Genomic DNA, 13522 nt, shown 5'->3' with positions numbered 1-13522 from the left:
TGTCGGATAACTGAAACATTTAGCAGTTTTATTCGACTAACCTATTTTACAAGGTGCAAAAATAGCGTATTTTAAAATATGGCGAAAGTAAAATATTATTACGACTCAGAAAATCTGGCTTATACAAAAATAAAAACCAGAAAAAGAATCAAAATCGGGTATGCGCTGCTGTTTTTGCTGGCCTCAGCTTTATTCGGATTTTTAGTTTTTGTACTTTTAATCAACACCCCTTATTTTGAAACCCCAAAAGATCGTTTACAAACACGTGAAATTGAGAATTTAAAACTGCAATATGCGATTTTAAACAAAAAAATGGATGAAATTGATGATGTCGCTGACGCATTAGAAGAGCGAGACAATAATATTTATCGTGTTTATTTTAATAAAGCCGAAATTCCAGATTCGATTCGAAAAGAAGGTTTTAGAGATCCGAAAAGATATAAAAATTTGGAAGGTTATAACAATTCGCAATTGGTTTTAAATACCACAAAACGTATTGACAAACTTTCGAAAGCATTAGCAATTCAATCCAAATCATTAGATGAAATATTGAAATTAGCCAGTGTAAAGGGTAATTTACTATTAGCGATTCCGGCAATTCAGCCCGTTCAAAATGAAAATTTAAAACGAGTAGCTTCAGGTTTTGGATACAGAATTGACCCTTTCACAAAAGTAAGAAAAATGCATAACGGAATGGATTTCACCGCAAACACAGGTTCTCCAGTATATGCTACCGGCGATGGTGTAGTCGCAAGAGCTGACAACTCCGCTTCTGGATTTGGAAATCATGTCGTAATCAGGCATGGTTTTGGCTACGAAAGTTTATATGCGCATTTAAGCAAATACAACTGCAGACCGGGACAGCATGTTAAACGCGGCGATGTGATTGGATATGTGGGAAGCACAGGAAGATCTGAAGGTCCGCATTGTCATTATGAAGTCCATAAAGACGGAAAAGTCGTAAATCCGCTTAATTTTTATTACGGAAATATTTCGGCTGTAGAATATGTCGCAATTTCGCATATGGCCAACCAAGAAAATCAGTCATTAGATTAATACTATAAAAAGTGTTATTTTTGAAATAAATTAGAAATAAAAAAACATGCATATTGAGCTTTCAAAAGATAAAAGATATTACAGTATAGGCGAAGTTGCCAAAGCTTTTAATGTCAATGCATCCTTGATACGATTTTGGGACAGCGAATTTGATATTCTGAAACCAAAAAAGAACGCCAAAGGCAACCGAATGTTTACGCCCGAAGACGTAACCAATCTGCAATTGATTTATCACTTAGTAAAAGAAAGAGGTTTTACGCTCGAAGGTGCTAAAACGCATTTAAAAGAAGGTCAGAAGAAAACATTAGATAAATTCGAAATAATACGTAAATTAGAGACCATAAAAACACAATTAAACGACATCAAAAACGAATTGTAATTAAAAATAGAAATAAACTTAAATCAAAACAAATATGAAAAAGTGGTTAATCCCTGTAGGAATTCTTATCGCATTTATTGCTATTGTCTTATTTTGGTCAATCGGAATAAAAAATAGTGCTTTACAAAAAAGCCAGGCCGTAAATAAAGAATGGGGAAATGTTAGTACAACGTACCAAAGAAGAAATGACCTTATTGGAAACTTGGTAAACACAGTAAAAGGTGCTGCAGATTTCGAAAAATCGACTTTAACTGCCGTTATTGAAGCTCGTGCAAAAGCTACTTCAGTAACAATCGATCCTAGTAATGTAACTCCTGAACAATTAGCACAATATAACCAGGCACAAAGTGGTGTATCTTCATCTTTGTCTAGATTATTAGTTTCTGTTGAGCAGTATCCAACTTTAAAAGCTAATGAGAATTTCTTGAAATTACAAGACGAATTGGCAAGTACTGAAAATCAAATTTTAACAGCTAGAACTCGTTTTAACGAATCGGTACAAGATTACAATGGTTATGTTTTAAAAATTCCAAACAATTGGTTCTTGAGTGAATACAAAGAAAAACCGTACTTTCAAGCTGTTGCAGGTGCTGATAAACCAGTTGAAGTAAAATTCTAAAGATTTAATATTTTTGATTAACGATTTTAGATTGCAGATTAAATCTGAAATTTAAAATCGTTAACCTAAACTCTAAAATTAGTCAAATGTCACAAGTAGAAGATTTTTTATCCAAAGAAGATGAACAAGAAATTGTTGAAGCTATTCGCGTAGCCGAGAAAAATACTTCTGGCGAAATTAGAGTACATATAGAACAGACAACTTCTAAAGCTCCTTATGACCGAGCTTTAGAAGTTTTTCATGAATTAAAAATGAATGAGACACAGCTTCAAAATGGTGTTTTATTTTACTTTGCCGTAGCCGATAAAAATTTTGCCATCTGTGGAGACAAAGGCATAAATGATCTTGTAGCTGCTGATTTTTGGGACTGTACCAAAGACAAAATGGTAGAACAATTTAAGGCCGGAAATTTTAGAAAAGGAATCGTTGACGGTATTTTAAATGCCGGAGAACAATTAAAAAAATACTTTCCTTGGTCTGAAGGTGACACCAACGAATTATCTAACGAAATCTCAAAAGGATAAATAATGAAAATGTCCAAAAACAAAACTTCAAATTCAAAAGGATTCTTTCTATTTACCTTTTTGCTAATAACACTTTTTACTTATACTAGTAGTTTTGCGCAATTTGAGATTCCTAAAGTTCCTGAAAAGCAAACTTCGGTTTATGACTATGCCAATATTCTAAGTGCTTCTGAAAAAGCACAATTAGAAGAAAAACTGATTCGTTATTCAGATTCTACCACAACACAAATTGTAGTGATTACCATTGAAAGCTTAAAAGGCGAAGATGTAAGTCAGTTAGCTACAAAATGGGGACAAACATGGGGAATTGGAGGAACAGCCAAAGATGATAATGGTGTAATCATATTATTAGCTAAAAACGAAAAGAAAATCGCAATCAATCCTGGTTACGGTGTTGAAGATCGTTTAACAGCTGGAATTGGCGGAACTATAATTCGAAATATAATTATTCCTGAATTTAAGGCCGGTAGTTTTTATAATGGTCTTGACAAAGGAACTGATGCCATAATTGACGTTTTTAAAGGAAAATTTAAAGGCGAAAGAAAACAAAGCAAAGGAAAAGATTTCCCAATACTGCCCTTTATTGTAATTGTTGTGATTGTTTTAATCTTGCTTTCTCGAAATAAAAGAGGTGGCGGAGGAAATTCTGGCAATAATGGCGGAGGCGGTCCTAGCCTTATGGATATCATTCTTTTAAGCAGTCTTGGAAGAAGCAGCGGAGGCGGTTTCGGTGGATTTGGCGGATCATCTGGAGGTGGTTTTGGCGGCGGAGGCGGTGGCTTCGGCGGTGGATTTGGCGGAGGCGGATTCTCTGGCGGTGGTTCTAGCGGAGGCTGGTAAAACTAATTTTTCCAATTTTTTGTTTCAAGTTTCAAGTTTCAGGTTTTACTAAATTATTTTAGTTAAATTTACAATTCATAATTCAATATAGATGTTATCACATAAAGCAAAATACGCCCTTAAGGCCTTACTTTATTTAGCTGAACAAGACGAAAATCACATTTCTAGAACGATAGAAATTGCTGATGGCGCTAACATTCCTAAAAAGTTTTTAGAACAGATTTTATTGGATCTAAAACGAGGACGTTTTGTGAGCAGCAAGCAAGGAAAATTTGGCGGATATTATCTGATAAAATCAAAAAACGACATCACTTTGGCAGAAATTCACCGATTATTTGACGGTGCAATTGCGCTTTTGCCATGTGCTTCTTTAAATTTTTATGAGCCTTGTTCTGATTGCAAAACCGAGTCTGAATGCAGTCTGCGTCACGGTTTAATGCTGATCAGAGACAAAACTTTAAAGGCTATGGAAGGCATTACAATTGCCTCATTAGTAAATAAATAAAAAAATATTCCCTAAACCCTATCGATTTAATAGAATTTGTATATATTTGCCAAAAATAATTAACAAACCATTTACAAATTCTTAACTCATGAAAGAACATTTCAGTTTATTAGGCGTAACAAAAAGTCTTTTGCAACCAAAATTTAATAGTCAATTCAGAACTGCAAAAAGCATTTCCTGTATGATGTGTATGTGTTGATAAAAAAAAATTTTATTATAAACTCTACTAATCATATATACTTAATATAAAAATGAAAAATTCGATTAAAAATATACTTACAATATTATCAGTTTTAACTTTTTCAATCTCATTTGCACAAAAAATTGAAGGTGTAGTTAAAACCACTGAAAATACTCCATTAGAAGCTGCAAATGTTGTAGTTAAGGGAACTACTATAAACACAATCACAGACGCTTCAGGAAAATTCACTATCGATACTAAAGGAAAGCTTCCTGTTACACTTTTAATTCAATATGTTGGCTATAAAACAACCGAATTAGAAATTGATGATTTGCCTGCAACTCCATTACAAGTTGTTTTAAATGAAGAAAACGCTCTTGTTGAAGTGGTAGTTTCTTCAAGAAGAAGAATCGAAAAAGTTCAGGATGTGCCAATTGCAATTTCTGTAATTACAGGAAAACAAGCAGAGCAAACGGGAGCTTTTAACGTTAACCGTATCAAAGAACTTGTTCCTTCAGTACAGCTTTATTCTTCAAATCCAAGAAATACTGGAATCAACATTCGTAGTCTAGGTTCTCCTTTCGGATTAACAAATGACGGAATCGATCCTGGAGTTGGTTTTTATGTTGACGGTGTTTACTATGCTCGTCCTGCAGCAACAACTTTAGACTTTATTGATGTAGAGCAAATTGAAGTTTTACGTGGACCACAAGGTTCATTATTTGGAAAAAATACTACTTCTGGTGCTTTCAATATCACTACTAGAAAACCAAGTTTTTCTACCGGAGCAGATTTTGAAGTTAGTTATGGAAACTACAACTTTTTACAAGCTAAAGCATCTGTTACTGGAGCTCTAGGTAAAAAAGTTGCTGGAAGAATCTCTTTTTCAGGAACACAAAGAGATGGTTTAATTGACAATATTGCAACTGGAAGACCAACAAATACACTAAACAATCAAGGAATTAGAGGTCAATTGCTTTGGACTCCTTCTGTAAATACTAACATTATTTTAGCAGCAGATATTACAACACAGCGTCCTGATGGATATGCTCAGGTTGTAGCAGGTGTTGCTCCTACTCAAAGAGCGGCTTACCGTCAATTTGATGCTATTATCAAAGATTTAAATTATCAATTACCAAGCTTAAATGCTTTTGACCGTAAAATTGACCAAGATACACCATGGCGTTCAAATCAGGACATGGGAGGTATTTCCCTTAACATTGACACAAAAGTTGGACCAGGAACATTAACTTCAACTACAGCTTGGAGATTCTGGAACTGGGATCCGTCAAATGACAGAGATTTTACAGGATTGCAAGTATTGGCTAAATCTCAAAACCCAACAAGACAAACTCAAATTACTCAAGAAGTACGTTATGCAGGTCAATTAACTTCTAAAGTAAGTGGTGTTGCGGGAGTATTCTTTATTGATCAAACTTCTCAAACTGACGGTACAGAAGAATCTGGAAATGCACAATGGAGATTCTCACAAAGTTCAACTAGTCCATTATGGAAAACTCCAGGTCTTTTTGAAGGATACGGAATTAAAACTGATGCAAGAATCAGAGCGTCAAGCGCAGCAGTATTTGGACAGATTGACTGGGCAATCACAGAACGCTTGCATGTTTTACCAGGTTTAAGATACAACTTTGATAAAAAAGATGCGCATTACAGCCGTTTAACTTACGGAGGTTTACAAACTAATGATCCCGCGTTGATTGCTTTGAAAAAATCAGTTTACTCTGACCAGGCATTTGATTCAAGTACAGACAATACAGATTTCTCAGGAAACTTGACATTGACTTATAAAGTTACAGACAAAATCAACGCTTATGCAACTTATGCAAAAAGCTACAAACCAGTTGGTGTAAACGTTGCCGGACTTCCAACAGATTCAAAAGGAAATCCGTTACTTGATCTTGCAGTAATCAGACCTGAAAAAGTAAATCATTATGAAATTGGAGTAAAAACTTCTCCTTTTAAAAATTCGATTTTCAACTTAACATTCTTTAATACTGATATCAAAGATTTCCAAACAAACGTTCAGGCTGCTGAATTAGGTGTAAACCGTGGATACCTTGCCAATGCTGACAAAGTACGTGTAAAAGGTGCAGAATTAGATGCTAGTTTCGTATTTAGTTCACACTTAACAGTAAACGCGGCTGCAACTTATACTGATGGAAAATACGTGAAATTTACAAATGCACCGCTTCCATTAGAAGAAACTGGGGCTGCTGTATCTTTCAAAGATGTCTCAGGAAGTGCTTTGCCAGGAGCTTCAAGATGGGCAGGATCATTAGGCGGTGAACTTTCTGACAATGCGACATTCTTTGGAAACAGAGGAAAAATATTTGTTGCAGCAGATTCTTATGCACGTTCTGAATTTTCTTCAAGCCCTTCAGCATCAAAATATTTAGTTGTTCCAGGTTATGCAATTTTTAATGCACGTTTAGGTTTCCGTGCTTCTCAAGGCTTATCTGTTCACTTCTGGGGACGCAACTTATTCAATAAAGATTATTACGAGCAGTTATTGCCAGCTGGTGGTAACGCAGGACAATATGCTGGTGTACTTGGCGACCAAAGAACTTACGGAGTTACTCTAAAATATTCTTTATAAAACAATAAAGTCAGTTTGTTTAAAATCATTAAAACGAGGTAAGTTTAAAAGCTTGCCTCGTTTTTTTATATATTCTGAAATCACAAAAATGAGTTCTTACTTAAAAAGGCGCATAAATCAAATTTTGATTTATGCGCCTTTAAGCATCTTAGTATCTCAGAACCTTAGATTCTCAAAATCTTAAAACCTTCTGAAAGCCTTAAAGAGACGCACATTTGCACGTCTCTAAAGAAAGACAAAACCTACTCCTCTCTTTCTCGGCCTCTTCTCTTGCCTTTTTCATTTCCTGCAAAATTTCCAATTTTGTAGGCTAATGAAAACATTATATATCGTTTTAAAACTGTATTTTCTTCATCACGGATTGATGTTGCCGAAATAGTTCTAGTAGCACTTAAATTTTGATTTAAAACATCATACACTTTTACTTTCGCATAAAGTTTTTTGTCCAAAAATCCGTAAGACAAACTTGTATTCCACAAGTAAAAATCTTTTTTGAAATCACTTGAAATATTAGAATTGTATGTGTATCCAAAATCGTTTCCGAAAATCAATTTATCTGGCCAATAACTCGTTGTCTGCAAATTAATTCGGTGTACCACATTTGAAGTCGCATCGCGTGTATAGTTTTCATATTTTGTTTCATTATATGACAAACTGTACGAAGGCGCAATAACCAACAAATCACCATATTCATATGACAAATAAACTTTTGGTGTAACTGCAGTACCTTTTGCATTGTATAAAACTGCATTTGTGAAGCCTTTATCAAAACTATAAGTTCCGTTCAACTGCAAACCGTATCGAAAAGTATTTGCATCTTTCTTGATCGATTGATTCCAGTTTCCTCCAACAGTCAAGGTGTACGTATCTGATATATTCACATATGTTGTTGTTCTTTTTCCGCTGTCATCATAAAATGAAGTAGAAGAAATATCATTACTATAATAATCTCCTCTTGCATACACGCTATAACCAGAACGTGTGCGGAAATCAAAATTTCTGAAACTGAAATTAGCCGAACTTTTCTCTATTGGCGTCAAATTCGGGTTTCCAATAATCGTATTTAAAGGATTGCTCAAATTAGCAACCGGCAGTAAAAAACTCGAAGCCGGAAGCGTATTTGAATAATCGTATTTAAAAGTCATATTCTTTGAACGGCTAAATTTATATCTAAACTGCGCTGTAGCATAAGGCAATGCATATTTCTGATTCAAATCAGTAGCTTTTCCTAAATAAAAAGCATGATTATCATAATCAATAATCGACGTTTTTGTATCCAGATTTACCGTGAATTTATTCTTCTGCAGTGTAATTCCCACTTTTGGGCTAACTGAGTTTTGCTTAGAAGTTGTATAGGTTGTCAGCGATTGATTTATTTGAGAATACGATTGTGAAGCATCATCAAAATCGTATGTTTTTTGATCTTTTATTTCATTTTGCCAATCAAAATCAGAACCAAATCTAATACGCAATGAATCTGTAATTGGCTCTGTATATTCAATATCTAACGAATAGGCATCGTTCACATTGTCATTTCTGCTTTTCTGATTTCGCGAATCGGTTGGCTTGCCGTCCTGATAAAAAATAGTTTCCGAAACATTGATTCCATCGGTAATTGCATCAGTGTTATTGTTATCAAAAACAAAACTCAAATTACGGTTCTTTTTCTCAAAAGCTTTATTGAAATTAAGTGTGTTTGCAAAATTAGTTGAAGTATTTTCTCGACTAGAAACCGCGGTACTTTTATTCAAAGGTTGACCGTTTTCATCTTCAGAAGAACTAGAAGAATCCGAATCACTGACAACTCGCGTTTGATTGAATTTTGGTGTAAAAACAATTCGGGTACTAGGATCTAGTTTGTATTCGAACTCAAAATTGGCTTTATTTCCAGTATTTTCGTTTCTGGTTTTAGCATCAGAAGTCGTGATGATATTTCCAGTTGGTAAAAAACTTAACTGATTTGCTTTACTGTCATTATTCGTAATTGTATTCGAAAAATTATAACTGCCAGTAGCTGCCAATTTTTTAAACCAATCATCAGAGTAATTAATTCCGGCCAAATTAGATTGTGTAATTCCCTTGCCACTTGTAGTACTGGCCTGATTCGCACTATTATTTCTTCCACCTCCCATGTTATCAAAAACATCATCCATCGAAAAACCTGTCGAATTAATATTATTTGATGAAGCCAAAACACTAATCTTCTGACTGTTATTAAAGAAATTCATAATTAAACTGCTTTCGTAACGATCATCAGAACCATAACCGGCAAGTGCTTTTCCGAAGAAACCTTTATTTTTCTTTTCGTCAATCGTGAAATTAATAGATGAATTGTCTGAACTTGATTCCTGTTTTGCCAGTTCTTCTTTTTTGGTTTTAAAATCTGAAACCTGAACTTTTTTAATTATTTCGGCCGGCATGTTTTTCAATAACATCTGTCCGTCTTTATCAAAAAATGCTTTTCCGTTGACTAAAAACTGAGTAACTTCTCGCCCATTTACGGTCACTTTTCCGTCATTATCAACATCAACGCCGGGCAATTGTTTTAATAAATTTTCGACATTGGCATCAGGCCTTACTTTAAAAGCCGAAGCATTAAATTCTAAAGTATCTTTTTTAATGGCAACTGGAGGCGCTTCAGTTTTAATAATAACATTTTCTAAAGCGTTTATATTTTCGGTTAAATACAGTTTTCCAAAATCTTTGCTTTCAATAAGTTCTTTTTGTTCTTCAACCAAAGTCTGATAGCCCATATAGTTGACTTTCAAGAAAACAGGCTTGTTGATTTTTTTTGTATTTATTCTGAAAACACCATTTTTATCAGTAGTAGCGTATTCAATTACAGCAGAATCCTTTACGGTTGTAAAATATACAGTCGCCATTTCAAGCGGAACCTGTGTGTTAAGATCAACAACAGTTCCTTTAATGATAATATCATTTTGCGCATTGGCAGCGACACAAAAAAGAAAAAACAGTAAATAAGAAAAATATTTGGTCATAATGGGTTGGTTAGAGCTATTAAGACCAAGAAACAACTTAAAGGTTTAATTATATATGTAACATTTACAGCGCATTTTGTTTAAAAGCAAAAAAAAATCCCCTTTTTACAGGGGATTTTAATTTTATTTTTCTCTGATATAAATATCGATCGGCACTCCTGCGAAGTCCCAATTTTCTCTGATTTTATTTTCAAGATATCTTTTATATGGTTCTTTAACGTATTGTGGCATGTTTGCAAAAAACACAAACTGAGGCGTTGGCGTTGGCAATTGCATACAATATTTAATTTTCACATATTTACCTTTTGTTGCCGGTGGCGGATACGCTTCAATTACTTTCAACATATATTCATTGAACTTTGAAGTTGCAATTCTTTGCTGTCTGTTTTCAAAAACTTTAACTGTAGCTTCTAATGCTTTCAACAAACGTTGTTTTGTTAACGCCGAAACGAACAAAATTGGCACATCTGTAAAAGGCATTAATTCTTTTTTGATTTTCTCTTCGTAATCACGGGTTGACATAGTATCTTTTTCAACCAAATCCCATTTGTTTACTAAGATCACAACACCTTTACGGTTTTTCTCAGCCAGCCAGAAAATACTCTGATCTTGACCTTCAAATCCACGGGTTGCATCGATAACCAAAATACAAATATCAGCATGCTCAATCGCTCTTACCGAACGCATTACAGAATAAAATTCTAAATCTTCCTTCACTTTAGCTTTACGACGGATTCCCGCAGTATCCACCAAGTTGAATTCAAAACCAAAACGGTCAAATTTTGTATCAATTGCATCACGAGTAGTTCCTGCAATATCCGTTACCATGAAACGTTCTTTACCAATTAATGCATTGATAAAACTTGATTTACCTGCATTTGGACGACCTACAACAGCAAAACGTGGTAAAACCACTTCTTCCTGAACTGGTTCTGGTTTCTCTGGGAAAGAGTCAATCAAAGCATCTAATAAATCTCCTGTTCCACTTCCTGAAATACTTGCAAATGTGAAATATTCACCTAAACCAAGGTTATAAAACTCAACAGCATCTTTTTCACGCATTGCGTTATCAACCTTATTTACAGCTAACAACACAGGTTTTGTTACTTTACGAAGCAATTTAGCAACGGTTTCATCCATTGGCGTAATTCCTTCTTCAACATCAACCACAAAAATAATAACATCGGCTTCGTCGATAGCAAGCTCTACTTGTTTACGAATTTCACCTTCAAATACGTCATCACTTCCGCGGATGTATCCTCCGGTATCAATTACAGAAAACTCTTTTCCGTTCCACTCGCTTTTACCATAGTTTCTATCACGGGTAACCCCAGATACTGAATCTACAATAGCTTCTCTTCTTTGTATCAGCCTATTAAAAAGGGTCGATTTCCCCACATTAGGTCTTCCTACTATCGCAACAATGTTATTCATTTTTTTGAATTTTAGATCTCAGATTCACAATTTCAGATTTCGTTTTTGACTAAATCACAATAAATTATAAACCAAAAATGCTTTATTTAAATTTTTTGCAAAGGTAGTTAAAAAAAGTTGCTAAGATGCTAAGTTTCTAAGTACCTAAGTTTTTATTCTAATTTGTATAATTTTCAGGAGCTATTTCCCGCTGTTCCTTCCAATCTTTTATGCCGAACCCCGGCACAAAAGGATTTTCCCTCCCATCGGGGCTAGGCCTTAAAGGTTAAAAGAATATTTAGTTATATTTACTACTCTTTTCTTAACCAACCCAATAATCTTTTATTATCTATTTTATAATTTCCTTTTTGAATTTTTAATGCAAAACTTTCTCTTGAACTGCCAAACGGTCCAGGATTTTGCTGAATAATTTCAATCTCATTTTCAGAAACTCTAGAAATTATAGCTACATGTCCAAATCTATTCAACAACGATCCTGAAAAAATCACTAAATCTCCAGCTTCCGGTTTCTCTTTACTTGGATTTGTATATTGAGTTAAATTTCGTTTCAAATTCAGCTCTCCATCTTTTATTCTTGGATCAAAAAAATCTTTTGCATGTCCGTAAGCATCTGGCATTTTATGCTTGTCATGTTCGTAATAATATCGTTTTACAAATTCAACACATTGATATTTAAGCCCTAAATTGTAATTGTCTTTTGTAACGTTTCTTCCTGAGATATGATCTACTCCTCCGTTATAATAAACTTTTACTCCATTTAAGCTGTCCAGCGCCTGCCCTATCTTAAAATCTGAATTTAAATTTATTTTCTTTACAACTTTTAATCCTGCATAGCCCAAAGCTAAAACCAAAATAATTAGAATCGTAATCTTTTTAATATTCATTTATCTATCTAAAAAATCAATGTTCTTTTTAGTTTTGCTTGCGTGAGGGATTGAGGCGGTATCCTTTTGTGAAGTGGAACGGAGCAAAAGATATAGCCGAAAGCCCGACCCGAAGGGACACGCCCAAATCATTTTACTGATTATATCCAAATCGTTTCAGCATATTCGCATTGCTTCTCCAGTTTTTATTCACTTTTACGTAAAGTTCAATGTGAATTTGTTTTCCGAAGAATTTCTCCAAATCGGCGCGAGCATCAGTTCCTACTTTTTTCAAAGCGGCACCTTTATGCCCAATAATAATACCTTTTTGAGTTTCACGCTCTACCATAATTACCGAACGGATTCTGATAATTTTTTCGTCTTCAAAGAATTCTTCTGTTACGATTTCAACGGCATACGGAATTTCTTTACTGTAATTCAGCAAGATTTTTTCACGGATTGTTTCGTTTACAAAGAAACGTTCCGGTTTATCTGTTAATTGATCTTTTGGGTAATACGCTGGAGATTCTGGAAGTAATTCGATAATTCTTCCAAAAACTTCTGGAACATTGAAATTCTGCAAAGCTGAGATTGGGAAAATTTCAGCATTCGGCACTTTTTCTTTCCAAAAAGCAACTTGCTCTTCTAATTGTTCCTGATTTGAATTGTCGATTTTGTTTAAAAGAAGCAAAACCGGAATCTTAGCATGAATGATTTTATTAAAGAAAGCTTCATCTTTTAAGTCCTGCTCGCCTATTTCGACCATGTAAATTAAAATATCAGCATCTTCAAAAGCCGATTTTACAAAGTTCATCATCGATTCCTGCATTTCATAAGCCGGTTTTATAATTCCCGGAGTATCTGATAATACAAGTTGAAAATCTTCGCCATTTACGATTCCTAAGATTCTATGACGTGTTGTTTGTGCTTTTGATGTAATGATGGATAATCTTTCTCCAACAAAGGCATTCATTAGTGTCGATTTCCCAACATTTGGATTCCCGATGATGTTTACAAAACCTGCTTTATGTGACATTTGCATAATATTTAATTTGCAAAGGTAGTCATATCAACTCAATAGAGAAAATAAAACATTTTTTAATATTTTCGTTGGATTTCTCAAAAATCGCTGTATCTTTGCACCCGAAACATCGCGGGATAGAGCAGTAGGCAGCTCGTCGGGCTCATAACCCGAAGGTCACAGGTTCGAGTCCTGTTCCCGCTACTAATAAATTTAAAAGCCTGAGAAATCTAGATTTCTCAGGCTTTTTTTGGTTCGATAAATTTAACTTTTATTTATCGAAAATACTTCACACTAGTAATTTTAATAAAACTTAGTTCGAGTCCTGTTTAGTTATAATCATAGGCATAATACATTACAAAAAGTAAATTAATTGATCTTATACAAATTTTATATTTCAAATAATTTGCAGAAAATGTCAGTGGATATTTTTTCCTTACTTAGAAATATGTAAGTACCTCAAAAACAGTGAACTCTCTCGAAT

General features: G+C 34.3%; 11 protein-coding genes and 1 tRNA gene. 8 read left to right on the top strand and 4 right to left on the bottom strand.

Annotation, left to right across the window (positions count from 1 at the left end; genetic code table 11):
* Nucleotides 1-78: 78 nt before the first annotated feature.
* The 7 genes from GKZ88_RS12645 to GKZ88_RS12615 all read left to right on the top strand — a co-directional run bounded on the left by GKZ88_RS12645 (nt 79) and on the right by GKZ88_RS12615 (nt 6721).
* Nucleotides 79-1056: a peptidoglycan DD-metalloendopeptidase family protein gene (locus GKZ88_RS12645; protein ID WP_155102729.1), complete on the top strand. Its 978-nt coding sequence runs from the start codon at nt 79-81 to the stop codon at nt 1054-1056.
* 46 nt (nt 1057-1102) lie between these two features.
* The gene (locus GKZ88_RS12640; protein WP_053470537.1) at nt 1103-1435 is read left to right on the top strand and encodes a MerR family transcriptional regulator; all 333 of its coding nucleotides are present in this window, start codon (nt 1103-1105) and stop codon (nt 1433-1435) included.
* A 34-nt stretch (nt 1436-1469) separates the two neighbouring features.
* Nucleotides 1470-2054 (top strand): LemA family protein, encoded by a 585-nt coding sequence (locus GKZ88_RS12635; protein ID WP_155102728.1) that lies wholly within the window; start codon nt 1470-1472, stop codon nt 2052-2054.
* Nucleotides 2055-2140: 86 nt separating this feature from the next.
* Nucleotides 2141-2578, top strand: a complete 438-nt coding sequence (locus tag GKZ88_RS12630) for a TPM domain-containing protein (RefSeq protein WP_155102727.1) — start codon at nt 2141-2143, stop codon at nt 2576-2578.
* Between the two features lie 3 nt (nt 2579-2581).
* Entirely contained in the window at nt 2582-3418 is an 837-nt protein-coding gene (locus GKZ88_RS12625; RefSeq protein ID WP_155102726.1) for a TPM domain-containing protein, read from the top strand.
* 91 nt (nt 3419-3509) lie between these two features.
* Nucleotides 3510-3923 (top strand): Rrf2 family transcriptional regulator, encoded by a 414-nt coding sequence (locus tag GKZ88_RS12620; protein ID WP_053470541.1) that lies wholly within the window; start codon nt 3510-3512, stop codon nt 3921-3923.
* Between the two features lie 251 nt (nt 3924-4174).
* The gene (locus GKZ88_RS12615) at nt 4175-6721 is read left to right on the top strand and encodes a TonB-dependent receptor (protein WP_155102725.1); all 2547 of its coding nucleotides are present in this window, start codon (nt 4175-4177) and stop codon (nt 6719-6721) included.
* Between the two features lie 242 nt (nt 6722-6963).
* On the opposite strand, the gene GKZ88_RS12610 is transcribed toward GKZ88_RS12615, so the two are convergent.
* The 4 genes from GKZ88_RS12610 to era form a co-directional block, all read right to left on the bottom strand.
* On the bottom strand, nt 6964-9720 hold the full coding sequence (locus GKZ88_RS12610; protein ID WP_155102724.1) for an outer membrane beta-barrel protein: 2757 nt from the start codon (nt 9718-9720) through the stop codon (nt 6964-6966).
* Between the two features lie 123 nt (nt 9721-9843).
* Nucleotides 9844-11154 carry a ribosome biogenesis GTPase Der gene (der, locus tag GKZ88_RS12605; protein WP_155102723.1) on the bottom strand — a complete coding sequence of 437 codons (1311 nt, stop codon included), beginning with the start codon at nt 11152-11154 and terminating at the stop codon, nt 9844-9846.
* Nucleotides 11155-11444: 290 nt separating this feature from the next.
* Nucleotides 11445-12038: a CHAP domain-containing protein gene (locus GKZ88_RS12600; RefSeq protein WP_155102722.1), complete on the bottom strand. Its 594-nt coding sequence runs from the start codon at nt 12036-12038 to the stop codon at nt 11445-11447.
* 133 nt (nt 12039-12171) lie between these two features.
* The gene (era, locus tag GKZ88_RS12595; RefSeq protein ID WP_133526670.1) at nt 12172-13053 is read right to left on the bottom strand and encodes a GTPase Era; all 882 of its coding nucleotides are present in this window, start codon (nt 13051-13053) and stop codon (nt 12172-12174) included.
* 116 nt (nt 13054-13169) lie between these two features.
* On the opposite strand from era, the gene GKZ88_RS12590 reads away from it, so the two are divergent.
* A tRNA-Met gene (locus GKZ88_RS12590) sits at nt 13170-13242 on the top strand.
* The last annotated feature ends 280 nt before the right edge of the window (nt 13243-13522 follow it).

This window comes from Flavobacterium sp. LC2016-01, from assembly GCF_009711135.1.
GTDB lineage: Bacteria > Bacteroidota > Bacteroidia > Flavobacteriales > Flavobacteriaceae > Flavobacterium.
Note: the sequence above shows the minus strand (reverse complement) of the source record. Positions and strands in the feature narration are given on the sequence as shown.

Bases quoted from the DNA above. Each gene is read 5' to 3' on its own strand.
- era (WP_133526670.1), bottom strand. From the start codon at position 13,053: ATGTCACATAAAGCAGGTTTTGTAAACATCATCGGGAATCCAAATGTT.
- GKZ88_RS12645 (WP_155102729.1), top strand. From the start codon at position 79: ATGGCGAAAGTAAAATATTATTACGACTCAGAAAATCTGGCTTATACA.
- GKZ88_RS12610 (WP_155102724.1), bottom strand. From the start codon at position 9,720: ATGACCAAATATTTTTCTTATTTACTGTTTTTTCTTTTTTGTGTCGCT.
- GKZ88_RS12635 (WP_155102728.1), top strand. From the start codon at position 1,470: ATGAAAAAGTGGTTAATCCCTGTAGGAATTCTTATCGCATTTATTGCT.
- GKZ88_RS12600 (WP_155102722.1), bottom strand. From the start codon at position 12,038: ATGAATATTAAAAAGATTACGATTCTAATTATTTTGGTTTTAGCTTTG.
- GKZ88_RS12640 (WP_053470537.1), top strand. From the start codon at position 1,103: ATGCATATTGAGCTTTCAAAAGATAAAAGATATTACAGTATAGGCGAA.
- GKZ88_RS12620 (WP_053470541.1), top strand. From the start codon at position 3,510: ATGTTATCACATAAAGCAAAATACGCCCTTAAGGCCTTACTTTATTTA.
- GKZ88_RS12630 (WP_155102727.1), top strand. From the start codon at position 2,141: ATGTCACAAGTAGAAGATTTTTTATCCAAAGAAGATGAACAAGAAATT.
- GKZ88_RS12615 (WP_155102725.1), top strand. From the start codon at position 4,175: ATGAAAAATTCGATTAAAAATATACTTACAATATTATCAGTTTTAACT.
- GKZ88_RS12625 (WP_155102726.1), top strand. From the start codon at position 2,582: ATGAAAATGTCCAAAAACAAAACTTCAAATTCAAAAGGATTCTTTCTA.
- der (WP_155102723.1), bottom strand. From the start codon at position 11,154: ATGAATAACATTGTTGCGATAGTAGGAAGACCTAATGTGGGGAAATCG.